Genomic DNA, 23,990 nt, shown 5'->3' on the forward strand with positions numbered 1-23,990 from the left:
GCGTTCCCACGCAGAGCGTGGGAACGATCACGTACCTACCGGGAACCGAACCATGCCCGCACTCACCACCTACACCACCAAAATCCTCCCCGAGTGGGTCGACTACAACGGCCACCTGCGCGATGCGTTCTACCTGCTGATCTTCAGCTACGCCACCGATGCGCTGATGGACACCCTGGGCCTGGACAGCGAAAACCGCGAAGCCAGCGGCCACTCGCTGTTCACCCTGGAGTTGCACCTCAACTACCTGCACGAAGTGAAACTGGGCGCCGCCGTCGAGGTACACACCCAACTCATCGCCCACGACCGCAAGCGCCTGCACCTCTATCACAGCCTGCACCTGGTGGGCGACGAAAAGGAGCTGGCGGGCAACGAACAGATGCTGCTCCACGTCGACCTCGCCGGGCCGCACTCGGCGCCATTCAGTGAAGCGGTGCTGGGCAAGCTTGCCAGCATCAGCGCCGAACAAACCGACCTGCCGAAGCCCGCCCTGCTCGGCCGCGTGATTGGACTGCCACCCCAAAAATAAGGAATCGCCATGCAAACCGCCGCCGCTGTTGCCGACTTCCGTACTTACCCACTGATCAGTGACCTGGCCGATGTGCAGGTGCACGGCGATCACCTCAGTGTGCGATGGGCCGATGGGCGGGTCAGCCCGTTTCATCACCAGTGGCTGCGGGACAACTGCCCGTGCCCTGTTTGCGTCTACAGCGTGACCCGTGAACAGGTGCTGGAAATCGTCGATGTGGACGAACACCTCAAGGCCCTCAGTGCACGTATCGACCAGGGTCTGCTGACAGTGGAATGGAGCGGCGGGCATCGCAGCCAATACGATCCCGGATGGTTGCGGGCGCACGCCTACGACGATGAGTCCCGCGCCGAACGCCGGGCTGCCAAACCGAAATCCCTGCTGTGGGACCACAGGTTCGAGCTGCCCGTCTTCGACTACGCGGCATTGATGGAAGACCCGAAAGCCCTGCTGCAATGGCTGCTGGCCCTGCGTGACAGCGGCCTCACCCAAGTGCGCGGTGTGCCCACCGAACCTGGCTCGCTGGCGCTGATCGCCAAGCGCATTTCGTTCATCCGCGAGAGCAACTTCGGCGTGCTGTTCAACGTGCAGTCCAAGGCCGATGCCGACAGCAACGCCTACACGGCATTCAACCTGCCGCTGCACAGTGATTTGCCGACGCGGGAGCTGCAACCCGGGCTGCAGTTCTTGCATTGCCTGGTGAACGACGCCGACGGGGGCGAGAGTATTTTTGTCGACGGTTTTGCGATTGCCCGGGCATTGCGCGATGAAGACCCGGAGGCCTTTCGCGCACTGTGTGAAATCCCCGTGGAGTTTCGCAACAAGGACCGTCACAGCGACTATCGCCGGCTGGCGCCGATCATCGCTCTGGATGCCTTGGGTGAAGTCGTCGAGATTCGCATGGCCAACTTTCTGCGCGGGCCGTTTGAAGCGCCTGCAGAGCAGATGCCGTTGCTCTATCGCGCCTATCGCCGGTTTATTGCGATGACCCGGGAGGAGCGTTTTCGACTGGTCAAACGTCTGAATCCGGGCGAGCTGTGGTGCTTTGATAATCGCCGGACCCTGCATGCGCGCAATGCGTTTGATCCGGCGTCCGGCGCGCGGCATTTCCAGGGCTGCTATATCGATCGGGATGAGTTGTTGTCGCGGATATTGGTGTTGCAGCGGTAGACCGAGGCGCCCCCTTCGCGAGCAAGCCCGCTCCCACAGTTGACCGAGTTCTCCTGAAAAAACGCGGTCAACTGTGGGAGCGGGCTTGCTCGCGAAGGGGCCAGCAGCTTCACCTCAAATTTCAGCTCAAAAAAAGCCCCGATCCAGCCGTGACAGGATCGGGGCAGAGTGCTTTGTGTGAGCTGCGCATCCCGAGGGTGACCAAACCTTCAAGCTGCTTGCTTGATGCCAGTGTGCACACTCCCCTGCCTTGCGAGTTAGCCGAAAACGACCTGTTCATAGGTGTGCCGGACATTCATGCATTCAGGCCTTGCCGACTCGGTGATGGCCTACCAGAATCGACTTCAATCCCCCGCTCCCCTAACAAGGATTAACGTCATGATGCACGCGGATTTGATTGACCAGGATGACCTGCTGGGCCAGCTGCGGTCGTTGGGTTTCGAGGTGTCCAGCGGCGCTACCGCCGAGCAGGCTTGCGAGTGTGCGGTGCGCGGCTTGAGCGCGGCACGGGCCAAGGCGCTCAAGGGTATGGTTGAGCAGATGTACACCGGCAGCGCGACGATCTTGCCGGCGGTGAGGCAGGCGATCGACAAGCAGTTGTTGCCGGCTTTGGTGCAATTTCGGCAGAACTCTGGCGCCTGATATACCGCATTCGCGAGCAAGCCCGCTCCCACACTTGACCGCGTTCCTACTGAAAAAACGCGGTCAAGTGTGGGAGCGGGCTTGCTCGCGAATGCAGGCGACTCGGTCTAAAGCCTTACACTCGCGAAAGTCGACTCATTCCTGGCCTGGCTCAACGCCGACAACGGCCCGGACAACGGTGACAACACCAGCGCCTGCGGAATCGGCATCATCGCTACCTGCTGCGTGGTGTTGGAACCCACACGCTCATCCCGCGGCGGAATGCCGAAGTATTCGCGGTAGCACTTGGAGAAGTGCGGCGTGGAGACAAACCCGCACACCGACGCCACTTCGATGATCGACATCGGCGTTTGCTTGAGCAACTGCCGCGCACGGATCAGGCGCAACTTGAGGTAGTAGCGCGACGGCGAACAGTGCAGGTATTTCTGGAACAACCGCTCCAGTTGACGCCGGGAAACCGCGACGTACACCGCCAGTTCATCGAGGTCGATCGGCTCTTCCAGGTTGGCCTCCATCAGCGCGACGATTTCCTGCAACTTCGGCTGGTTGGTGCCAAGCATGTGCTTGAGCGGCACACGCTGGTGATCCTGTTCGTTGCGGATGCGCTCGTACACAAACATCTCGGAGATCGCCGCCGACAACTCACGGCCGTGGTCGCGGCTGATCAGGTGCAGCATCATGTCCAGCGGCGCGGTGCCGCCGGAGCTGGTGAAGCGGTTGCGGTCGAGGGTGAACAGGCGTGTGCTCATGGCCACGCGGGGAAAGGCTTCCTGCATCGACGCCAGGCATTCCCAGTGCACGCTGCAATCAAACCCGTCCAGCAGGCCGGCGCAGGCCAGGGCCCAGCTGCCGGTGCACACTGCGCCAAGGCGACGGGATTGGCGCGCCTGGCTTTGCAGCCACGACACATGCTCACGGGTCACGGTGCGCTGGATACCCACGCCGCCACAGACGATCACGGTGTCCAGGGCCGGGGCTTTGTGCATGGAAGCATCGGGGGTGATTTGCAGACCGTCGCTGGCCCACACCTGGTTTCCGTCCACACTCAACGTCGTCCAGCGATACAGCTCGCGGCCGGAGAGTTGGTTGGCCATGCGCAGGGGTTCGACTGCGGAGGCCAGGGAAATCAGCGTGAAATTGTCCAGCAGCAAAAAGCCGATGGATTGAGGCGCACGGTTCTGGGGTTGAGCCCCGGAGTTGAACGACGTCATCGCGGTATCTCCTCACACAAAGCGGGTGATGGCCTCAGGCGAGGCTCTTGTTATTGCGCTCATCGCCTTAAGGAAACTCCTATGGCGAGAGGCTTTGTATTGATAGAGCAAATGCCATGCCTAAAGTTGAATGCATATTCAATAACTCCTGAAAACGACCTCATGACGTGTCTATATAAGCCCGCGCATGGAGTGGGGGATATGACCCAGAAAAGACGTGAGAGAACGCAGGCTCAAGGTGTGTGAGCAGATCGGTAGCACTTGTGGGAAGGGAGAGAAACGACGTGGGAAAAGTCTGTCACCACAAGCACGGGTGACCGATGGTCATGAGGGGAAATCGTTCGGGAGCTACTTATCTAATTGCGACGCGCTAAAAGGTGGCGCTTTTGGTTCTGGTGTTCACTTTATGAGCAGTGTTGCCCGGCCTACCGCATTCGCGAGCAAGCCCGCTCCCACACTTGACCGCGTTTTTTCAGTAGGAACTCGGTCGAATGTGGGAGCGGGCTTGCTCGCGAATGCAGGCGACGCGGTCTTTCCGGATCAACACTCCACCGCACTCACCGCCAACCCACCCCGCGATGTTTCCTTGTACTTGTCATGCATATCCGCCCCGGTATCGCGCATGGTGCGGATCACCCGGTCCAGCGAGATGAAGTGCTGGCCATCCCCCCGCAGCGCCATCTGCGCCGCGTTGATCGCCTTCACCGCGGCAATCGCATTACGCTCGATGCACGGCACCTGCACCAGCCCGCCTACCGGGTCGCAGGTCAGGCCGAGGTTGTGCTCCAGGCCGATCTCCGCCGCGTTGCACAATTGCTCCGGCGTAGCCCCGAGGATCTCCGCCAACCCCGCCGCCGCCATGGCGCACGCCGAGCCGACTTCACCCTGGCAGCCGACTTCGGCACCCGAGATCGACGCGTTCTTCTTACACAGGATGCCCACCGCCGCCGCGCCGAGGAAATAGTCGACCACGTTGGCCTCGGTCACTTCTTCGCTGAACTTCATGAAGTAGTGCAGCACCGCCGGGATGATCCCCGCCGCGCCGTTGGTCGGTGCCGTGACCATGCGCCCGCCGGCGGCGTTTTCTTCATTCACCGCCAGGGCGAACAGGTTGACCCACTCCATCGCGCTCAAGGTCGAGCCGATCACGTTCGGCTTGCCCAGCTCCTGCAAGCTGCGGTGCAACTTGGCTGCACGGCGCCTTACATTGAGGCCGCCGGGAAGGATGCCTTCGTGCTTTAGGCCTTGCTCCACGCAATCCTGCATGGCGCGCCAAAGCTTCATCAGGCCGCTGCGGATTTCTTCTTCCGAACGCCAGGTTTTTTCGTTCGCCAACATCAGCTCAGCGACGCGCAGGTTGTGGGTCTTGCACAGCTGCAGCAGTTCCACCGCACTGGAAAAATCATAGGGCAGCTCGGTGCGGTCCATGTCCGCCACGCCGCTGTTGGCCTGGGCTTCATCCACCACGAATCCGCCGCCCACCGAGTAGTAGGTGTCGCGGTGCAGCTCGCCGTTATCACCAAACACCACCAGGGTCATGGCATTAGGGTGGAACGGCAGGTTTTCGTCGATCAGGCGCATGTCCCGCGCCCATAAGAAAGGCACCGGCAAACGTGCGTCCAGCAGCAGGGTGTTGGTCTCGCGCAGGGTTTCGATGCGGATGCCGATCTGTGACGGATCGATCGCGTCCGGCCACTCGCCCATCAGGCCCATGATCACCGCGTTGTCGCTGCCGTGACCGATGCCCGTGGCCGATAAGGAGCCATACAGCTGAACTTCGACGCGCCTGACTTGTTCCAACACATCACGTTCACGTAATCCTTGAACGAACAACGCCGCGGCGCGCATGGGGCCGACGGTGTGAGAACTCGAAGGCCCAATGCCGATCTTGAACAGGTCGAAAACGCTGATAGCCATTGCCGTGAAACTCCTCGATGAGCACAGGCCAGGCGCACATAACGCCTGGTGACGGAGCTGCTACGCTCATGTCGCAATCCGCCCAGATGCGGCCATCATCAAGCTTTTGCTGGCGCTCACGGCGTCTCACACCGACGTACCCATGCTCATCAGCGCCGCTGTTGTGGAAGGCGACGTTTTGGCCGTTTTTTGCGGTGCAGATCGGTAAAAAGTGCAGTTTTGCCGTGGAAAAAATCTGTAAGCGACGTCACCGACACTGGATACGACCATCCCTGTACTGGATACGACGCCCCCTGTAGGCGTCAGATTTTCACTGGTACATGATCAGTCTCGACTCGTTTGCACAGTTGCGTGGCAGAGCTGTGCCGCACGCCCAACCGCAACACCTATAAGCGCGGTGTTATTGCCGCCAGAAAAACACCAGGAGTCCACCCCCATGAAAGGTTCCCCGTCGTTGTTGTTGGCCGCCATGCTGAGTCTGCCAGTCGTGGCTCACGCTGCAGAACCGGCGCAATGCCAGACCGTCAACTTCTCCGATGTCGGCTGGACCGACATCACCGTCACCACGGCCACCACCAGCGAAGTCCTCAAGGGCCTCGGCTACAAACCCCGCACCACGATGATTTCAGTACCAGTGACCTACAAGTCCCTGGCCGACGGCAAGAACATGGACATCTTCCTCGGCAACTGGATGCCGACCATGGAAAACGACATCAAGCAGTACCGTGATGCCGGCACCGTGGAAACCGTGCGCGCCAACCTGGAAAACGCCAAGTACACCCTGGCCGTACCGGAAGCGCTGTACAACAAGGGCCTGAAAGACTTCGCCGACATCGTCAAATTCAAGGATGAGCTGGGCGGCAAGATCTACGGGATCGAGCCGGGCAACGACGGCAACCGGACCATCCAGACCCTCATCGACAAGGACGCTTTCGGCCTGAAAACCGCCGGTTTCAAAGTGGTCGAATCCAGCGAAGCCGGGATGCTTTCGCAGGTGGAACGCGCCACCAAGCGCGACCAGGCCATCGTGTTTCTCGGCTGGGAACCGCACCCGATGAACACCCGCTTCAAGATGAAGTACCTGACCGGGGGTGATGATTCATTCGGCCCCAACTACGGCCAGGCCACCATCTACACCAACGTCCGCAAGGGCTACACCCAGGAATGCAGCAACGTGGGCCAGTTGCTGAAAAACCTGTCGTTCACCCTGAACATGGAAAGCACCCTGATGGGTAACGTCCTGGACGACAAAATGAAGCCTGACGCCGCCGCCAAGGCGTGGCTGAAGAAGAACCCGCAAGTGCTCGACACCTGGCTCGCCGGTGTCACCACGGTCGATGGCAAACCAGGACTGGAGGCCGTCAAAGCTTACCTCGCCAAGTAAACCGCTGACCCCGGGCCGGTACGCTGGCCCGGGATGTTTTTCCTCTTCGCATGTGGACATTCACTACCATGCTGACTGAACATAAAATCCCGCTAGGCCAGTACATCGCTGCCTTCGTTGAGTGGTTGACCCAACACGGGGCCGCCTACTTCGACGCAATCGCATCGACCCTGGAAACGATGATCCACGGCGTGACGTTCGCGCTGACCTGGTTCAATCCACTGGCATTGATCGGTCTGATTGCGCTGCTCGCTCACTTCATTCAACGCAAATGGGGCCTGACCGTTTTTGTCATCGCCTCCTTCCTGCTGATCCTCAACCTGGGGTACTGGCAGGAAACCATGGAGACCCTGGCGCAAGTGCTGTTCGCCACCCTGGTCTGCGTGGTGATCGGCGTGCCGCTGGGCATCGTTGCCGCGCACAAACCGATGTTCTACACCCTGATGCGGCCGGTGCTCGATCTGATGCAGACCGTACCGACCTTCGTCTACCTCATCCCTACCCTGACCCTCTTCGGGCTGGGTGTGGTGCCCGGGCTGATTTCCACGGTGGTGTTTGCGATTGCCGCGCCTATCCGTCTGACTTACCTGGGTATCCGTGATGTGCCGCAAGAGTTGATGGACGCCGGCAAGGCCTTTGGCTGCTCGCGCCGTCAGTTGCTCTCGCGGATCGAACTGCCCCACGCCATGCCGAGCATCGCCGCCGGCATTACCCAATGCATCATGCTGTCGTTGTCGATGGTGGTGATCGCGGCCCTGGTGGGCGCCGACGGCCTCGGCAAACCGGTGGTCAACGCGCTGAACACCGCCGACATCGCCCTGGGCTTTGAAGCCGGCCTGGCGATCGTACTGCTGGCCATCATGCTCGACCGCATCTGCAAACAACCCGACGCCAAAGTAGGGGGTGATGCATGAGCATTATCCGATTCGAAAATGTCGACGTGATCTTCTCCAAAGACCCACGCGAGGCGCTCAAGCTGCTGGACCAGGGCATGACGCGCAACGAGATCCTGAAAAAGACCGGGCAGATTGTCGGCGTTGAAAACGCCAGCCTGGATGTCGAGAAAGGCGAGATCTGCGTGCTGATGGGCCTGTCCGGCTCGGGCAAGTCGAGCTTGTTGCGCTGCATCAATGGCTTGAACACCGTCAGCCGCGGCAAGCTGTTTGTGGAGCATGAAGGTCGCCAGATCGACATCGCATCCTGCACCCCCGCCGAGCTGAAAATGATGCGCACCCAGCGCATCGCCATGGTGTTCCAGAAGTTCGCCCTGATGCCCTGGCTGACGGTGCGCGAGAACATCAGCTTCGGCCTGGAGATGCAGGGCCGCCCGGAGAAAGAACGACGCAAGCTGGTGGACGACAAGCTGGAACTGGTGGGCCTGTCGCAGTGGCGCAACAAGAAGCCAGACGAGCTTTCCGGTGGCATGCAGCAGCGTGTCGGCCTGGCCCGCGCATTGGCGATGGACGCCGATATCCTGTTGATGGACGAACCCTTCTCGGCACTCGACCCGCTGATCCGCCAGGGCTTGCAGGATGAGTTGCTGGAGCTGCAACGCAAGCTGAGCAAGACCATCGTATTCGTGAGCCACGACCTGGATGAGGCGCTGAAACTCGGCAGCCGCATCGCGATCATGAAAGACGGGCGGATCATCCAGTACAGCGTGCCGGAAGAGATCGTGCTGAACCCGGCGGATGACTATGTGCGGACCTTCGTGGCCCACACCAACCCGCTGAATGTGCTGTGTGGCCGCAGCCTGATGCGCACGGTGGATAACTGCACCCACGTCAACGGCTCCATCAGCCTGGACCCGGGCGGTGACTCGTGGCTGGACCTGGCCGAAGGCAACACCATCAAGGGCGCGCGGCAGAACGGTTCGGTGCTGAACCTGCAGAACTGGGCACCGGGGCAAGCCGTGGAAGGTTTGGGGCGGATGCCGACGCTGGTGGATTCCAATATCGGAATGCGCGATGCGTTGCAGATTCGGTACCAGACAGGCAACAAGCTGGTGCTGCAGGACGACAACAAGGTGGTGGGGATTTTGGGTGACAGCGAGCTCTATCACGCCCTCTTGGGCAAGAACCTGGGCTAACAGACACCGCAACATAAATGTGGGAGCGGGCTTGCTCGCGAATGCGGTGTATCAGTGTCAGATGTACTGACTGACACTGCGCATTCGCGAGCAAGCCCGCTCCCACATTTTGCTCAGGTGGTGTCAGTAACGACACCACCTGTCCTTTCAACACTCAGCTATAGACACGGCCAAGGAGCTGCCGATGGCTTTCAAACTGATCGAGCACGTCCCGGGTGATCTGCTCCTGGGTGAAGCCCATCAGGTCGTATTCCTGAGGCCCGTTGTGCAGGTAAACCTCGGCGCGGTAGTAGCGCGTGCGTTCTTCCTCGGGCAAGTCGTTCGGTGCCGACGAATAAGCATCCAGGCTGACCTCGTAGACAAACGGATTGCCCTCTTGCATCTCGATGCGCACACCAATGCAGCGCTTGGATTTGCCCAGCAGGGTCTGCACTTCCAGCCCCTGGTCACGCAACGCAGTCGCCGCTTCTTCCAGCGCCGGCGTGACGTGCTTGTCCATAAAGCGTTGCACGGTACCCTGGCTCGGTTGCAGGTCCAGGGCAGTCAAACGCTCGCTGAAACCACGCCGACCACGCTCGGCCAACTGCGCCTGCTCCAACTCGATCGCCACGTCCTGGCGCATCGCCTTGTGCAGGCCGAACATGAAGAACACCAGCACCACCGAGAACGGCAAGCCCGCCAGCACCACCATGGTTTGCATGGCTTCGAAGTTACCGGCGAACAGCAGGCCGATGGTCACCAGGGTGATCACCGCCGACCAGAAAATCCGCAGCCAGTGCGGCGCATCTTCGTCAACGTTGCCGCCCTTGCAGGACAGGTTCGCCATCATCACCGCGCCGGAATCCGCCGGGGTCAGGAACAGTACGAAGCCCACGAAGATCGACACACCGATGACGATTTTCGACGCCGGGTAATGCTCAAGCAGTTGGTAGATCGCCATGGACGGCTGTTCCAGCGCCGTCTTGCCCAACTCCACCGCGCCATGGTTCACCACCAGGTCCAGGGCCGAGTTGCCGAAGATCGACAGCCACGCCAGGGTGAAGCCCAGCGGGATCAGCAGCACGCCGGCCACCAGTTCACGCACCGTGCGACCACGGGAAATACGCGCGATGAACATGCCCACGAATGGCGCCCAGGAAATCCACCAGGCCCAGTAGAACAGGGTCCACAGGCCCATCCAGCGTTCGGTCTTGTCGGCGTCGCCTTCGTACACGTACAGGTCGAAGGTCTTCAGCACGATGCCGTTCATGTAGTCGCCGATGTTCTGCACGAAGCCGTTGAGCAGGTGCAGGGTCGGGCCGAACAGCAGCACGAAAATCAGCAGGCCGCTGAACAGCACGATGTTCAGGTTGGACAGGCGGCGAATGCCGTTCTCCACACCCGACACGGCGGCAATGGTCGCCACGGTGCTCATCACGATGATCACGATCAGCAGGTTGGTGTTGCTGTGCTGCATGCCGAACAGGTTTTCCAGCCCGGACGACACTTGCATCGAGCCAATCCCCAGGTTCGTCACCAGGCCCAGCAGGGTCACGAACATGCCGAAGCCGTCCACCGCGTGACCGGCCGCGCCTTTGACCCAACGCTCGCCCACCAGCGGGTACAGCGCCGAGCGCAGGGCCAGCGGCTGGTTATGACGGTAGGCAAAGTACGCCACGGCCAGGCCGACCAGTGCGTAGATCGCCCAGCCGTGCAGGCCCCAGTGCAGGAACGTCAACTGCAACGCCTGGCGTGCAGCTTCGCCGGTGGCCGATGCGCCTTCAGGCGGGTTGAAGTAGTGGTCCAGCGGCTCGGAGGCGCCGAAGTACAGCAGCGAGATGCCGATGCCCGACGAGAAGAGCATGCCGGCCCAGGCACCGTAGCTGAAGTCCGGGGTGTCGTCCTTGCTGCCCAGTTTCAATTTGCCATAGGACGAAAACGCCAGGCCCACCACAAACACCAGGTAGGCGGCGATCACGACCATGTAGTACCAGCCAAAGCTTTTCGACAACCAGGCTTGGGCCACACCGAGCATCCTGCCGGCTTCCTGCGGGGCGATGATCAGAATCGCGGTCAACAACAGAATCAGCGCGGTGGAGGTGTAGAACACCCAACCGTTGACCCGCACCTTTTCTGGCGGGGTCTTTATAAGAGAGGCAGAACTCATGGCACAGATGCTCCGGGCAGTGCAGAGAAACACAAGGCAACGCTTGACCCGAGCCATCGATTTTTCGGCAGTCGACGGACGGGTGTATAAAGACACCCCGAAAAACCATAAACCCCCGGCGAACCGCTGTGCCGGGCTGTTTCATGGGTTTTCCCGATGTCAGGTGGCGCCACATGCACGTAGGAAATACCTGTAGGCAGCGACCATTTGTCGCAGATCTTATTCTTTGTTGATTGAACGTTCAATCAAAACAAAATAGACTGGCCCTCAAGCCGACGGACGTTTATCGCCCGTTGGCAGGCCTAAGGAGAGGTGCACGATGCCCAAGGTCGGTATGCAACCCATACGCCGCCAGCAGTTGATCGAAGCCACATTGACGGCGGTCGATCAGGTCGGAATGGGGGATGCCAGCATTGCGCTGATCGCCCGTCTGGCCGGTGTCTCGAATGGCATCATCAGTCACTATTTTCAGGACAAGAATGGCCTGATCGCCGCCACGATGCGGTACCTGATGAACGTGCTGATCGAGAACGTCACCGAGCGCCGGTTGGCGCTGAAAGATGACAGCCCGCGGGCCCATCTTCAGGTGATCATCGAAGGCAACTTCGACGCCAGCCAAGTCAACGGCCCGGCTATGAAAACCTGGCTGGCCTTCTGGGCCACCAGCATGCACCACCCGTCATTGCACAGGCTGCAGCGGATCAACGATCACCGTCTGTATTCCAACCTGTGTTGCCAGTTCCGCCGAGCGTTGCCGTTGCCCGAGGCACGCAGCGCAGCCCGAGGCCTGGCGGCCCTGATCGACGGTTTGTGGTTGCGCGGCGCCCTGTCGGGAGACGCTTTTGACACGGAGCAGGCGCAACGGATCGCTTACGAATACATGGATTTCCAATTGGCCAAGCAGGTGAGTTAGAGCACACATAAACGCTCAACTCCCGAACCGCGCCAACCACTAATGCACTTGCGAGGACTTTATGGCCCGTTTCGAACTGCAAAAACTCTACATTGACGGCGGCTACTCCGACGCTGGCAGCGATGCCACTTTCGAAGCCATCAACCCGGCTAACGGTGAAGTTCTCGCCAACGTGCAACGCGCTACCAAAGAAGACGTCGAGCGCGCTGTGGTCAGCGCCGAAAAGGGCCAGAAAATCTGGGCCGCCATGACTGCCATGGAGCGTTCGCGCATCCTGCGTCGTGCCGTCGACATCCTGCGTGAGCGCAACGACGAACTGGCCGCCCTGGAAACCCTGGACACCGGCAAGCCGTATTCCGAAACCCAATACGTCGACATCGTCACCGGCGCTGACGTGCTGGAATACTACGCAGGCCTGGTGCCCGCCATCGAAGGCGAGCAGATCCCGCTGCGTGACACTTCTTTCGTCTACACCCGTCGCGAGCCGCTGGGCGTCGTGGCCGGTATCGGCGCATGGAACTACCCGATCCAGATCGCCCTGTGGAAATCCGCACCTGCCCTGGCGGCCGGTAACGCGATGATCTTCAAGCCAAGCGAAGTCACCTCGCTGACCACCCTGAAACTGGCTGAAATCTACACCGCCGCCGGCGTTCCGGATGGCGTGTTCAACGTCCTGACCGGCAGCGGCCGTGAAGTCGGCACCTGGCTGACCGAACACCCGCGCATCGAGAAAGTCTCCTTCACCGGCGGCACCGACACCGGCAAGAAAGTCATGGCCAGCGCTTCGAGCTCTTCGCTCAAGGAAGTCACCATGGAACTGGGCGGCAAATCCCCGCTGATCATTTTCGACGACGCCGACCTCGACCGCGCCGCCGACATCGCGATGATGGCCAACTTCTACAGCTCGGGCCAGGTCTGCACCAACGGCACCCGCGTGTTCGTTCCGACCGCCCTCAAAGGCGCGTTCGAAGCCAAGATCGCCGAGCGCGTTGCCCGCATCCGCATCGGCAACCCGGAAGATGAAAACACCAACTTCGGCCCGCTGGTCAGCTTCGCCCACATGGAAAGCGTGCTCGGCTACATCGCCAAAGGTAAAGAAGAAGGCGCCCGCGTGCTGTGCGGCGGCGACCGTCTGACCGACGGTGAATTCGCCAAGGGTGCCTACGTGGCCCCGACCGTGTTCACTGACTGCACCGACGAAATGACCATCGTCCGTGAAGAAATCTTCGGCCCGGTGATGAGCATCCTCACCTACGACACTGAAGAAGAAGTGATCCGCCGTGCCAACGACACCGACTTCGGCCTGGCCGCGGGCCTGGTGACCAAGGACCTGAACCGCGCCCACCGCGTGATTCATCAGCTGGAAGCCGGTATCTGCTGGATCAACGCCTGGGGCGAGTCCGACGCGAAGATGCCGGTGGGCGGCTACAAGCAGTCGGGCGTGGGCCGTGAAAACGGGATCAGCTCGCTGAACAACTTCACTCGCATCAAATCGGTACAGGTTGAGCTGGGCGACTACGCCTCGGTGTTCTAAAACCTGATTGAGCCTGGCATGGCCCATGTGGCGAGGGAGCTTGCTCCCGTCGGGCTGCGAAGCAGCCCCATGCCAGGTACCGCAGTTCTTTCAGACAGAACTCGAGCGCTGACTTTGCGACTGCTGCGCAGTCGAACGGGAGCAAGCTCCCTCGCCACAAAAGCAGCCTGAACCAACTTTCACGAGGGTGCATTCAATGTCCCAAGAATACGACTACATCATTGTGGGTGCCGGCTCCGCCGGTAACACCCTGGCGACCCGTCTGACCGAAGACGAAGGCGTCACCGTCCTGCTGCTGGAAGCCGGCGGCCCGGACTACCGTTTCGATTTCCGTACCCAGATGCCAGCCGCCCTGGCGTTCCCGCTGCAAGGCCGCCGCTACAACTGGGCCTACGAAACCGATCCAGAACCACACATGGACGGCCGCCGGATGGAGTGCGGTCGCGGCAAGGGCCTCGGCGGCTCCTCGCTGATCAACGGCATGTGCTACATCCGCGGCAACGCGATGGACTACGACAACTGGTCGAAACTGCCGGGCCTGGAAGACTGGACCTACCTGGACTGCCTGCCGTATTTCCGTAAAGCCGAAACCCGCGACATCGGCCCGAACGACTACCACGGTGGCGACGGCCCGGTCAGCGTGACCACGCCAAAGGCCGGCAACAACCCGCTGTTCCACGCGATGGTTGAAGCCGGCGTACAGGCCGGTTACCCACGTACCGAAGACTTGAACGGCTACCAGCAGGAAGGCTTCGGCCCGATGGACCGTACCGTGACGCCAAACGGTCGTCGCGCCAGCACCGCTCGCGGTTACCTGGACACGGCCAAGAAGCGCTCGACGCTGACCATCGTCACCCATGCCCTGACCGACAAAGTCCTGTTCGAAGGCAAGCGTGCCGTCGGCGTGCGTTACCTGATCGGTGCTGCCGAAGAACGCGTTGAAGCCCGTGCCCGCAAGGAAGTCCTGGTGTGCAGCGGCGCAATCGCTTCGCCGCAACTGCTGCAACGCTCCGGTGTTGGCCCGGCAAAACTGCTGGAAAGCCTCGACATTCCGGTGGTCCACGACCTGCCAGGCGTCGGCGAAAACCTGCAGGATCACCTTGAGCTGTACCTGCAATACGCGTGCACCCAACCGGTCTCGCTGTACCCGTCGCTGCTCTGGTACAACCAGCCGGCCATTGGTGCCGAGTGGCTGTTCAACGGCACCGGCATCGGCGCCAGCAACCAGTTTGAAGCGGGCGGTTTCATCCGTACCCGTGAAGACTTCGATTGGCCGAACATCCAGTATCACTTCCTGCCGGTAGCGATTAACTACAACGGCAGCAACGGTGTGAAAGAGCACGGTTTCCAGGCGCACATGGGTTCCATGCGTTCGCCGAGCCGTGGCCGCGTGCAGCTGAAGTCGAAGAACCCACGGGAATACCCGAGCATCCTCTTCAACTACATGTCTACCGAACAGGACTGGCAGGAATTCCGCGACGGCATCCGCCTGACCCGTGAAATCATGCAACAGCCGGCACTCGACCAATACCGTGGCCGCGAAATCAGCCCGGGCATCGACGTACAGACCGACGAGCAACTGGATAAATTTATCCGTGAGCACGCCGAGACGGCGTTCCACCCGTCCTGCTCGTGCAAGATGGGCACCGACGAGATGGCCGTGGTTGACGCCGAAGGCCGTGTGCATGGCATGCAGGGTCTGCGCGTGGTTGACGCGTCGATCATGCCGATCATCACCACCGGCAACCTGAACGCGCCGACGATCATGATCGCCGAGAAAATCGCCGACAAGATCCGTGGCCGCAAGCCACTGCCGCGCAGCACTGCGGATTACTACGTGGCAGGCGATGCGCCGGTGCGTGGCAAGCCGATGCGTGAAGTGGGTCCTACTGCGCAGTAACTGATGGACCGAGGTGCTCCCTTCGCGAGCAAGCCCGCTCCCACATTTTTGACCGTGTGAACCCGATCAAATGTGGGAGGGGGCTTGCTCCCGAAGAGGCCCGATCTGACACCGCAAGACCTCCCGCCCGCCTACACTTTCCTTGATCAGCTCCCAGCCCAGGCCTACTCTGTTTGCCTGCCCGCGCCGAGCCGCCCACAAGGAAGGCCCCATGTTCGAACACCACGCCACACTCAAAAAGCAGTTCAGTGCCCTGCGCACCACCGCCGAATTCTTTTCCCTGCGCTACGTCCGCGAGTCCGGCCAGTACCTGTCGGTACGCAAGAACGTCGCCGAGCCGCCACACCTCAGCCAGGACGAAGGCGCGATGCTCACCGTGCGCCTCAATGGCGTCGAAGCCTACGCCGCCACCCACGACATTTCCCTGCCCGGCCTGCAAGCCGCCCTTGAGCGCGCCGAACAGCAAGCCCGGCTCATCAAGCCCCACGCCCTGCTCGACCTGCGCGACCAGCCAGTGTCCAGCGACATTGCCGACTACCTGTCGCCGAGCCTCGACCAGCCCTTCCCGTCCCTGAGCGACTGCTACCAACTGCTCGGCGCCGAATCGGCCGCCGTGCCCAAGGACGAGCGCCTGGTGAACTGGGAAGTCAGCCTGGGCACCACCCACGTCGAACAGATCTACCTCAACAGCGCCGGCGCCGAACTGCGCCAGGCCCAGCGGTTTGTGTTCCCGGGTGTCAACGTCACGGCCTACGACGGCAATGACAGCCAGACCCGCACCCTGGGCGGCACCAACTTCGGCCAGCAAGGCGGCTTTGACGTGATCAGCCGCTTCGGCCTGGTGGGCGCCGCGCCGCAGATTGCCGACCAGGCGCTGCAACTGCTGCTGGCCCCGAACACCCCCCAGGGCCCGCGCGACCTGCTGCTGATGCCCGACCAGATGATCCTGCAGATCCACGAATCCATCGGCCACCCGCTGGAACTCGACCGTATCCTGGGCGACGAGCGCAATTACGCCGGCACCAGCTTCGTCAAGGCCAGCGATTTCGGTCACCTGCAATACGGCTCCAACCTGCTGAACGTGACCTTCGACCCGGACATTCCCGAGCAGCTCGCCAGCTATGGGCATGACGACGACGGCACGAAGGCCAGCAAACAATTCCTGATCCGCGAAGGCCTGCTGCTCAAGCCGTTGGGCGGTGCGTTGTCGCAATACCGCGCCGGCATGCAAGGCGTGGCCAACAGCCGTGCCTGCAGCTGGAACCGCGCGCCGATCGACCGCATGGCCAACCTGAATATCGAGGCCGGCGACCAGAACATGGCGCAGCTGATTGGCGGCATCGAGAACGGCATCCTGATGTCCACCAACCGTTCGTGGTCGATTTACGATGCACGCAACAAATTCCAGTTTGGCTGCGAGTGGGGCCAGTTGATTGAAAACGGCGAGCTCAAAGGCGTGGTGAAGAACCCCAACTACCGGGCGATTTCCGCGCAGTTCTGGCGCAACCTCAGCGCCGTCGGCGACGCCAGCACCTTCAAGGTGCTGGGCACGCCGAACTGCGGCAAGGGCGAACCCAACCAGGTGATCCGCGTCGGTCATGCCTCACCGGCCTGTGTGTTCAGCAACGTGGACGTGTTCGGGGGAGACGCCTGATGAATAATTTCAAAGCCCTGGTGGATTGGCTCAAGCAGGCCATCACCGAGACAGAACAATTCCACCTCGGCTACGCCGACGAGTCCTCCGAGTTTGTGCGTTTCAACCACGGCAAAGTGCGCCAGGCCGGCCAGGTGCAACAGGCCAGCCTGAACCTGAAGCTGATCAACGACGGGCGTCACGCCGACCTCGGTATCACCCTGGCGGGCGAGCCTGAACTGGATCGTCAGCGCCTGGCCAACGGCCTGCAACAACTGCGCGAGACCTTGCCGTTGTTGCCGCAGGATCCGTACCTGCTGCTCAACCACAACGCCTGGCAAAACAAGGACCAGCAGGACCGACCGCTGCCGGACCTGGCCCAGGTGCTGGAAGCAATCAGCCTGGCCGCTGAAGGTGTGGACATGGTCGGCTTCTACGCCGCCGGCCCTATCAGCCGTGGTTTCGCCAGTTCATCAGGCGCCTTCGGCTGGCACCGGGCCAACAGTTTCAACTTCGACTTCAGCCTGTTCCACGCCAACGGTGAAGCGGTGAAAGCCAGCTACGCCGGCAACGATTGGGACAGCGTGGCCTTCGCGCAGCGTTTCAAGCAGGCCCGTGAGCAACTGGAATACCTTGGTCGCCCGCTGCACCCGCTGGCACCGGGGCAATACCGCGCCTACCTGGCACCGGCGGCCATGGAAGAGATCATCAGCATGCTGACCTGGGGCGGGTTTTCCGCCCAGGCCATCGCCAGCAAGGGCAGCCCGTTGCAACGCTTGTACAACGGTGATCAAACCTTGAGCACGCTGGTGACCCTGGACGAACAGGTCAGCGGCTCCCTGAGTTCGGCGTTTTCCCGTGACGGCTATCCGCGCAGTGATGTGAAGCTGATCAATGCCGGCAAGGCTGAAGGCCAATTGGTGAACTCCCGCAGTGCCGCCGAATACGGCTTGAGCACCAATGGCGCCAGCGGCGATGAATCTCCAAGCGCCCTGCAGATGGCGGCCGGCGACCTGGCCCAGGCCGATATCCTCAAGCAATTGGGCACCGGCTTGTACATCAGCAACCTGTGGTACCTGAACTACTCCGACCAGCCCGCCGCGCGCCTGACCGGCATGACCCGCTTCGCCACGTTCTGGGTCGAAGACGGCGAGATCAAGGCGCCGGTCAGCACCATGCGTTTTGATGACAGCGTGTACAGCCTGCTGGGCTCGCAACTGGAAGCGCTGACCGCTGATCGGGAATTGCTGCTGTCGGCGAGTACGTATAGCCAGCGCAATACGTCATCCAATCTGCTGCCGGGGGCGCTGGTAAAACGCCTGACCCTGACCTTATAAGCAACGCAAAACCCATGTGGGAGCGGGCTTGCTCGCGAATGCGGCGTGTCAGCCACTACATCTGTGACTGAGGCACCGCATTCGCGAGCAAGCCCGCTCCCACAGTTGATCGCATTCCACATTTTGATTCGGTTCATCCTCAAAGCCCCACTCCAGACACCTGGCCGTCCGGCCAGTTGTCGCTCGCGAAAAACCTCGTTATAAAGGTTGGTGGCACCTAGCCACGTCCGCGCGGTAAAAAAACTCAAACAACACCCCGCCGTCCTCAACCCACTTGCACGCAAGTGATGCACGACCTTGCCCGGGATAGGGCAAGCTGGAGCGTTGACATGAACCATGGAAGTTTTGTCATTGAAAAGCTGTTCAAGCACTACAACGTTCACGTAGAGCAGCTTGGTAACAACCCAGAGAAGAAAACCGTGCTGTTGGTCAACGGCGCGCTGTCCACCACCCGCTCGTTTGCACGCACCAGCAAGTGCCTGTCCGAGCACTTCAATGTGCTGATGTTCGACCTGCCGTTCTCCGGCTATTCACGCCCGCACAACACCGACCTCGACCTTGTGACCAAGGACGATGAAGTGCAGATCCTGCGCGCTCTGGTGGAACGCTTTGAGGTCAACCACCTGGTGTCTGCCTCATGGGGCGGGATTTCCACGCTGCTGACCCTCGCCCATAACCCGCCGTCGATTGAAAGCTCGGTGGTGATGGCACTGGCGCCCAACCTCAACCAGGCCATGCTCGAATACGTAGAGCGGGTGCGCGTGCTGATCGAGGCCGATGACAAATCCGCCGTCGGCCATCTGCTGAATGAAACCGTGGGCAAATACCTGTCGCCCCGGCTCAAGCGCAACAACCACCGGCACCTGTCGACCATGGCCACCACCGAGTATCGCCAGGCACGCTTCCATATCCATCAGGTGCTGGCGCTGGGTGACGGCAACTACCTGCCGCAACTGACCCGGATCGAAACCCCGGTGCACTTCCTCAACGGCGTGCTGGACGAGTACACCCCGGCAGACGAAGCCCAACTGTTCAAGAAATACGTAGGCCGCAGCAGCTTCGCCACCGCCGAACACACCGGCCATTTGCTCGACCTGGAATCCCGCGAAGCGGCCCTGGCCGTGCACCGCGCGCTGATTGATTTCCTGGTGGGCAAACACGTGGAGTTGTCAGATATAGACGAAGGGCCAGTGGGAAAAGGAGCTGCCGATGGCGCATAATCGCCGACACATAGGCTGCTAACAAAAAGGTAACTCATGCCGAATCGCGCCCCTCTCGATGCCAAGACCGCCCGCTGGCTACCCTGGGTGGTAGCGATTGCCTTCTTCATGCAGTCGCTGGATGGGACGATTCTCAACACCGCCTTGCCGGCCATGGCTCGAGACCTGGCGGAGAACCCCTTGCGCATGCAAGGCGTAGTGATTGCCTACATGCTCACCGTGGCCTTGCTGATTCCCGCCTCGGGCTGGGTGGCCGACCGCTTCGGCACCAAGAAGATCTTCTTCGGCGCGATCATGCTGTTCAGCATTGGCTCATTGCTCTGCGCACTCTCCAGCACGCTGACCATGCTGGTGGGCGCCCGGGTGATCCAGGGCCTGGGCGGTGCGTTGATGTTGCCGGTGGGCAGGCTGGTGGTGCTGCGCGCCTACCCACGTTCGGAGCTGGTGCGCATCATGGGTTTCATCACCATTCCCGGGCTGCTGGGCCCGCTGCTCGGCCCGACCATGGGCGGCTGGATGGTGCAATACCTGACCTGGCACTGGATCTTCCTGATCAACCTGCCGGTGGGCATCATCGGCTGCTACGCCGTCTGGAAATTCATCCCCGACCTGCGCGGCAGCGAACGTACGCGGTTCGACGGCGTGGGTTTCCTGCTGTTCGGCGCGGCGATGGTGCTGATCACTATCGCCATGGAAGGCCTCGGCGAATTGCACCTGCCGCACCTGCGGGTGATGTTGCTGCTGTTCGGCGGCCTCGCGTGCCTGGCGGCGTATTGGCTGCGCGCCGGGCATATCGACAACCCGCTGTTCTCGCCGGTGCTGTTCAAGACCCGGACCTTTGCGGTGGGCATCCTCGGCAACCTGTTCGCTCGCCTGGGCAGCGGCGCGTTGCCTTTCCTGGTGCCGCTGTTGCTGCAGGTGGCGCTCGGTTACTCACCGTCCGAAGCCGGGATGAGCATGCTGCCCCTGGCGGCGGCGGCGATGTTTGCCAAGTCCATCGCCCGGCCGCTGATCGAGCGCCTGGGCTACCGCGTGGTGCTGACCGGCAACACCCTGGCGCTGGGCATCATGCTGGCGAGCATGGGCCTGGTCAGCGAACACACGCCCTACCCGCTGCTGCTGAGCATGCTGGCGATCCTCGGGGCAATTAACTCGCTGCAATTTACCGCGATGAACACCGTGACCCTGATCGACCTCGACGACGCCCAGGCCAGCAGCGGCAACAGTTTGCTGTCGGTGGTCGCGCAATTGTCCCTGAGCCTGGGGGTGGCCTGCGCCGGTGCGTTGCTGGGCGGCTTTACCGCTGAAGTGGGCAACGACGGGGTCGATACCGTACTCGGCGCGTTCCAGTTGACCTTCGTCACCGTGGGCATCATGGCGATGCTGGCGGCGGCGATCTTCCTGCAATTGTCGCCAAAAGACGGCAAACGCGTGGTCAGCCGTGAGCACGACATTGAGCATTAACAGGCTTCTCGTCTAGAACTTGCAGGGAAAATCCCACGAGGCTGGTACACTGCGCGACATTTTGTTTTGCAGAGCCAGTCCCGTGACTACCATCGCCACCGCTTTTAATACTTTGCCCCTGTCCGCCGCCATGCTGGCTAACCTCGACTCGCTGGGTTATGTCGAGATGACGCAGATCCAGGCGCAAAGCTTGCCGGTGATCCTCAAAGGGCTGGACTTGATTGCCCAGGCCAAGACCGGCAGCGGCAAGACCGCAGCCTTTGGCATCGGCCTGTTGAACCCGATCAACCCGCGCTACTTCGGCTGCCAGGCACTGGTCATGTGCCCGACCCGCGAGCTGGCTGACCAGGTGGCCAAGGAAATCCGTCGCCTGGCCCGCGCCGAAGACAACATCAAGGTGCTGACCCTGTGCGGCGGCGTGTCCCTCGGCCCGCAGATCGCCTCCCTGGAGCACGGCGCCCACGTCATCGTCGGCACCCCGGGCCGCATCCAGCAGCACCTGCGCAAGGGTTCGCTGGTTTTGGACGGCTTGAACACGCTGATCCTCGATGAAGCCGACCGCATGCTCGACATGGGCTTCTACGACGCCATCGAAGACATCATCAGCAAGACCCCGGCCCGCCGCCAGACCCTGCTGTTCTCGGCCACCTACCCGGTGAGCATCAAGCAGCTGGCCTCGAAATTCATGCGCGCGCCGCAACAGGTCAAGGCCGAAGCGTTCCACTCGGACGATCAGATCGAGCAGCGCTTCTACGAGATTTCTCCGGAAGAGCGCATGGACGCGGTGACCAAGGTCCTGGCGCATTTCCGCCCGGCGTCTTGCGTAGCCTTCTGCTTTACCAAGCAGCAAGTGCAGGAAACCGTGGATCACCTGACCGCCAAGGGCATCTCCGCCGTTGGCCTGCATGGCGACCTGGAACAGCGCGACCGTGACCAGGTGCTGGCGATGTTCGCCAACCGCAGTACTTCGGTACTGGTCGCCACTGACGTTGCCGCCCGTGGCCTGGACATTGATGCACTGGACATGGTGATCAACGTCGAACTGGCCCGCGACTCGGAAATCCACATTCACCGCGTGGGCCGTACCGGTCGCGCGGGTGAGACTGGCATCGCTATCAGCCTGGTTGCCCCGTCTGAAGCCCACCGCGCCCAGGCCATCGAGCAGTTGCAGAAGTCGCCGCTGAACTGGGACCAGTTGGACAACCTCAAGCCGCAAAGCGGCGGCCCGTTGCTGCCGGTGATGAGCACCCTGTGCATCGCCGCCGGCCGTAAAGACAAGGTTCGCCCGGGCGATATCCTTGGCGCACTGACCGGTGAAGCCGGGATTCCGGGGGCCCAGGTCGGCAAGATCGCGATCTTTGATTTCCAGGCGTTCGTGGCCGTTGAACGCGGTATCGCCAAGCAGGCGCTGCAGCGTTTGAATGACGGCAAGATCAAAGGCCGTTCGTTGCGCGTGCGTATCCTGTAAAGATCTCAAGCTATACCGAGATCAAAAATGTGGGAGCGGGCTTGCTCGCGAATGCGGTATATCAGTCGACAGATTCGGTGACTGACACTGCGCATTCGCGAGCAAGCCCGCTCCCACATTTGACTGTATTCCAATTCAGAATTTGTATGAGGACATGGCTGTGCGCTCGACCGAAGTTGTGATCATTGGCGCCGGCGCCGCAGGCTTGATGTGTGCGCTGACCGCCGCCGGACGTGGGCGCAAGGTGATGTTGATCGACCACGCGAACAAGGCCGGCAAAAAGATCCTGATGTCCGGCGGTGGCCGCTGCAACTTCACCAATATGTACACGGAGCCTGCCAACTTCCTCTCCCACAACGCGCACTTCTGCAAGTCCGCCCTGGCCCGCTACACCCAGTGGGATTTCATCGCGCTGGTGGCCAAGCACGGCGTGCCGTACCACGAGAAAAAACTCGGCCAGCTGTTCTGCGACAACAAGTCCAGCGACATCCTCGGGATGCTGCTGGATGAGTGCATCCAGGTCGGCGTGAGCATGCACCTGGATACCTCGGTGCAGGAGATTGCCAAGGTCGATGGCGGCTATCAGTTGCAAACCACCCTGGGTGAGTTGCGCTGCGAATCACTGGTGATCGCCACTGGCGGGCTGTCGATCCCGACCCTGGGGGCCACCGGCTTTGGTTACCAGGTCGCCAAGCAGTTCGGCCATGAACTGCTGCCAACCCGCGCCGGGCTGGTGCCGTTCACCATCACCGACCAGCTCAAGGAATTGTGCGGCGAGCTGTCCGGTACGTCCGTGGATTGCCTGGTGAGCTGCAACGACCAGAGCTTTCGCGAGAACATCCTGTTTACCCACCGCGGCCTGAGCGGGCCGGCGATCCTGCAGATTTCCTCCTACTGGGAACCCGGCGACACCGTGGAAATCAACCTGCTGCCCGACCACGACGCCCACACCTGGCTGCAAGCGCAACAGGTGGAGCGCCCGAACAGCGAGCTGAAAACCCTGCTGGGTGAGATCTTCACCAAGAAGATGGCCAACCTGCTGGCCGAAACCTGGTTCGTTTCCAAGCCGATGAAGCAGTACACCCACGCCGAGATTGCCGACATCGCCGGCAAACTGGGGAGCTGGCAACTGGTGCCGGCGGGTACTGAAGGCTATCGCACCGCCGAGGTCACCCTGGGTGGCGTGGACACCCGGGAAGTCTCGTCCAAGACCATGGAATCCCTGAAAAGCCCCGGTTTGTACTTCATCGGCGAAGTGTTGGATGTGACCGGTCACCTGGGCGGGTTCAATTTCCAGTGGGCGTGGGCCTCCGGTTATGCCGCTGCCCAATTTGCCTGACGGAACCCGGTAAAAAAATGTGGGAGCGGGCTTGCTCGCGAAGGCGGAGTGTCAGCTAATACATCAGTGACTGATACACCGCCTTCGCGAGCAA

The 23,990-nt window shown here is 61.3% G+C and carries 18 protein-coding genes; 15 read left to right on the forward strand and 3 right to left on the reverse strand.

Annotation, left to right across the window (positions count from 1 at the left end):
- Positions 1 to 52 precede the first annotated feature (52 nt).
- The 3 genes from AC3WKX_RS21165 (at position 53) to AC3WKX_RS21175 (ending at position 2,341) form a co-directional block, all read left to right on the forward strand.
- Positions 53 to 529: a thioesterase family protein gene (locus tag AC3WKX_RS21165; RefSeq protein ID WP_008430629.1), complete on the forward strand. Its 477-nt coding sequence runs from the start codon at positions 53 to 55 to the stop codon at positions 527 to 529.
- A 9-nt stretch (positions 530 to 538) separates the two neighbouring features.
- Positions 539 to 1,699: a gamma-butyrobetaine dioxygenase gene (locus AC3WKX_RS21170; RefSeq protein ID WP_102604373.1), complete on the forward strand. Its 1,161-nt coding sequence runs from the start codon at positions 539 to 541 to the stop codon at positions 1,697 to 1,699.
- A gap of 378 nt (positions 1,700 to 2,077) precedes the next feature.
- Entirely contained in the window at positions 2,078 to 2,341 is a 264-nt protein-coding gene (locus AC3WKX_RS21175) for a hypothetical protein (RefSeq protein WP_003216918.1), read from the forward strand.
- Positions 2,342 to 2,448: 107 nt separating this feature from the next.
- On the opposite strand, the gene gbdR is transcribed toward AC3WKX_RS21175, so the two are convergent.
- A complete protein-coding gene (gbdR, locus tag AC3WKX_RS21180; RefSeq protein ID WP_003216915.1) occupies positions 2,449 to 3,552 on the reverse strand; it encodes a choline metabolism transcriptional regulator GbdR in 1,104 nt (367 codons plus the stop codon).
- A 540-nt stretch (positions 3,553 to 4,092) separates the two neighbouring features.
- Positions 4,093 to 5,469, reverse strand: a complete 1,377-nt coding sequence (locus AC3WKX_RS21185) for an L-serine ammonia-lyase (RefSeq protein WP_008434038.1) — start codon at positions 5,467 to 5,469, stop codon at positions 4,093 to 4,095.
- Positions 5,470 to 5,905: 436 nt separating this feature from the next.
- Here AC3WKX_RS21185 and AC3WKX_RS21190 point away from each other — a divergent pair, with 436 nt between their 5' ends.
- The 3 genes from AC3WKX_RS21190 (at position 5,906) to choV (ending at position 8,942) form a co-directional block, all read left to right on the forward strand.
- Positions 5,906 to 6,853 (forward strand): choline ABC transporter substrate-binding protein, encoded by a 948-nt coding sequence (locus AC3WKX_RS21190; RefSeq protein ID WP_003216912.1) that lies wholly within the window; start codon positions 5,906 to 5,908, stop codon positions 6,851 to 6,853.
- Between the two features lie 68 nt (positions 6,854 to 6,921).
- Positions 6,922 to 7,767: a choline ABC transporter permease subunit gene (choW, locus tag AC3WKX_RS21195; RefSeq protein WP_003216909.1), complete on the forward strand. Its 846-nt coding sequence runs from the start codon at positions 6,922 to 6,924 to the stop codon at positions 7,765 to 7,767.
- The gene (choV, locus tag AC3WKX_RS21200) at positions 7,764 to 8,942 is read left to right on the forward strand and encodes a choline ABC transporter ATP-binding protein (RefSeq protein WP_102604372.1); all 1,179 of its coding nucleotides are present in this window, start codon (positions 7,764 to 7,766) and stop codon (positions 8,940 to 8,942) included. The genes choW and choV overlap by 4 nt, the downstream gene beginning before the upstream one ends.
- 154 nt (positions 8,943 to 9,096) lie before the next feature.
- On the opposite strand, the gene AC3WKX_RS21205 is transcribed toward choV, so the two are convergent.
- On the reverse strand, positions 9,097 to 11,031 hold the full coding sequence (locus AC3WKX_RS21205) for a BCCT family transporter (RefSeq protein ID WP_236260840.1): 1,935 nt from the start codon (positions 11,029 to 11,031) through the stop codon (positions 9,097 to 9,099).
- 376 nt (positions 11,032 to 11,407) lie between these two features.
- On the opposite strand from AC3WKX_RS21205, the gene betI reads away from it, so the two are divergent.
- The 9 genes from betI (at position 11,408) to AC3WKX_RS21250 (ending at position 23,896) form a co-directional block, all read left to right on the forward strand.
- Entirely contained in the window at positions 11,408 to 12,001 is a 594-nt protein-coding gene (gene betI, locus AC3WKX_RS21210) for a transcriptional regulator BetI (RefSeq protein WP_003216902.1), read from the forward strand.
- 61 nt (positions 12,002 to 12,062) lie between these two features.
- Positions 12,063 to 13,535, forward strand: coding sequence for a betaine-aldehyde dehydrogenase (gene betB, locus AC3WKX_RS21215; RefSeq protein WP_003216900.1), 1,473 nt, complete (start codon positions 12,063 to 12,065; stop codon positions 13,533 to 13,535).
- A gap of 196 nt (positions 13,536 to 13,731) precedes the next feature.
- The gene (gene betA, locus AC3WKX_RS21220; protein WP_102604371.1) at positions 13,732 to 15,435 is read left to right on the forward strand and encodes a choline dehydrogenase; all 1,704 of its coding nucleotides are present in this window, start codon (positions 13,732 to 13,734) and stop codon (positions 15,433 to 15,435) included.
- A gap of 211 nt (positions 15,436 to 15,646) precedes the next feature.
- Positions 15,647 to 17,089, forward strand: coding sequence for a TldD/PmbA family protein (locus tag AC3WKX_RS21225; RefSeq protein ID WP_102604370.1), 1,443 nt, complete (start codon positions 15,647 to 15,649; stop codon positions 17,087 to 17,089).
- Positions 17,089 to 18,405 carry a TldD/PmbA family protein gene (locus tag AC3WKX_RS21230; protein WP_102604369.1) on the forward strand — a complete coding sequence of 439 codons (1,317 nt, stop codon included), beginning with the start codon at positions 17,089 to 17,091 and terminating at the stop codon, positions 18,403 to 18,405. The genes AC3WKX_RS21225 and AC3WKX_RS21230 overlap by 1 nt, the downstream gene beginning before the upstream one ends.
- 329 nt (positions 18,406 to 18,734) lie before the next feature.
- Positions 18,735 to 19,625 carry an alpha/beta fold hydrolase gene (locus AC3WKX_RS21235; RefSeq protein ID WP_102604368.1) on the forward strand — a complete coding sequence of 297 codons (891 nt, stop codon included), beginning with the start codon at positions 18,735 to 18,737 and terminating at the stop codon, positions 19,623 to 19,625.
- Between the two features lie 36 nt (positions 19,626 to 19,661).
- On the forward strand, positions 19,662 to 21,089 hold the full coding sequence (mdtD, locus tag AC3WKX_RS21240) for a multidrug transporter subunit MdtD (RefSeq protein WP_003216894.1): 1,428 nt from the start codon (positions 19,662 to 19,664) through the stop codon (positions 21,087 to 21,089).
- A gap of 130 nt (positions 21,090 to 21,219) precedes the next feature.
- A complete protein-coding gene (gene dbpA / locus AC3WKX_RS21245; protein ID WP_236260841.1) occupies positions 21,220 to 22,557 on the forward strand; it encodes an ATP-dependent RNA helicase DbpA in 1,338 nt (445 codons plus the stop codon).
- 160 nt (positions 22,558 to 22,717) lie between these two features.
- Positions 22,718 to 23,896, forward strand: coding sequence for a BaiN/RdsA family NAD(P)/FAD-dependent oxidoreductase (locus AC3WKX_RS21250; protein WP_102604416.1), 1,179 nt, complete (start codon positions 22,718 to 22,720; stop codon positions 23,894 to 23,896).
- The last annotated feature ends 94 nt before the right edge of the window (positions 23,897 to 23,990 follow it).

The sequence above is a fragment of the Pseudomonas sp. GP01-A4 genome, from assembly GCF_058780865.1.

Excerpts from the sequence above, each read along its gene's own strand:
- AC3WKX_RS21165 (WP_008430629.1), top strand. The coding sequence starts at position 53 with ATGCCCGCACTCACCACCTACACCACCAAAATCCTCCCCGAGTGGGTC.
- AC3WKX_RS21170 (WP_102604373.1), top strand. The coding sequence starts at position 539 with ATGCAAACCGCCGCCGCTGTTGCCGACTTCCGTACTTACCCACTGATC.
- AC3WKX_RS21175 (WP_003216918.1), top strand. The coding sequence starts at position 2,078 with ATGATGCACGCGGATTTGATTGACCAGGATGACCTGCTGGGCCAGCTG.
- gbdR (WP_003216915.1), bottom strand. The coding sequence starts at position 3,552 with ATGACGTCGTTCAACTCCGGGGCTCAACCCCAGAACCGTGCGCCTCAA.
- AC3WKX_RS21185 (WP_008434038.1), bottom strand. The coding sequence starts at position 5,469 with ATGGCTATCAGCGTTTTCGACCTGTTCAAGATCGGCATTGGGCCTTCG.
- AC3WKX_RS21190 (WP_003216912.1), top strand. The coding sequence starts at position 5,906 with ATGAAAGGTTCCCCGTCGTTGTTGTTGGCCGCCATGCTGAGTCTGCCA.
- choW (WP_003216909.1), top strand. The coding sequence starts at position 6,922 with ATGCTGACTGAACATAAAATCCCGCTAGGCCAGTACATCGCTGCCTTC.
- choV (WP_102604372.1), top strand. The coding sequence starts at position 7,764 with ATGAGCATTATCCGATTCGAAAATGTCGACGTGATCTTCTCCAAAGAC.
- betI (WP_003216902.1), top strand. The coding sequence starts at position 11,408 with ATGCCCAAGGTCGGTATGCAACCCATACGCCGCCAGCAGTTGATCGAA.
- betB (WP_003216900.1), top strand. The coding sequence starts at position 12,063 with ATGGCCCGTTTCGAACTGCAAAAACTCTACATTGACGGCGGCTACTCC.
- betA (WP_102604371.1), top strand. The coding sequence starts at position 13,732 with ATGTCCCAAGAATACGACTACATCATTGTGGGTGCCGGCTCCGCCGGT.
- AC3WKX_RS21225 (WP_102604370.1), top strand. The coding sequence starts at position 15,647 with ATGTTCGAACACCACGCCACACTCAAAAAGCAGTTCAGTGCCCTGCGC.
- AC3WKX_RS21230 (WP_102604369.1), top strand. The coding sequence starts at position 17,089 with ATGAATAATTTCAAAGCCCTGGTGGATTGGCTCAAGCAGGCCATCACC.
- AC3WKX_RS21235 (WP_102604368.1), top strand. The coding sequence starts at position 18,735 with ATGAACCATGGAAGTTTTGTCATTGAAAAGCTGTTCAAGCACTACAAC.
- mdtD (WP_003216894.1), top strand. The coding sequence starts at position 19,662 with ATGCCGAATCGCGCCCCTCTCGATGCCAAGACCGCCCGCTGGCTACCC.
- dbpA (WP_236260841.1), top strand. The coding sequence starts at position 21,220 with ATGCTGGCTAACCTCGACTCGCTGGGTTATGTCGAGATGACGCAGATC.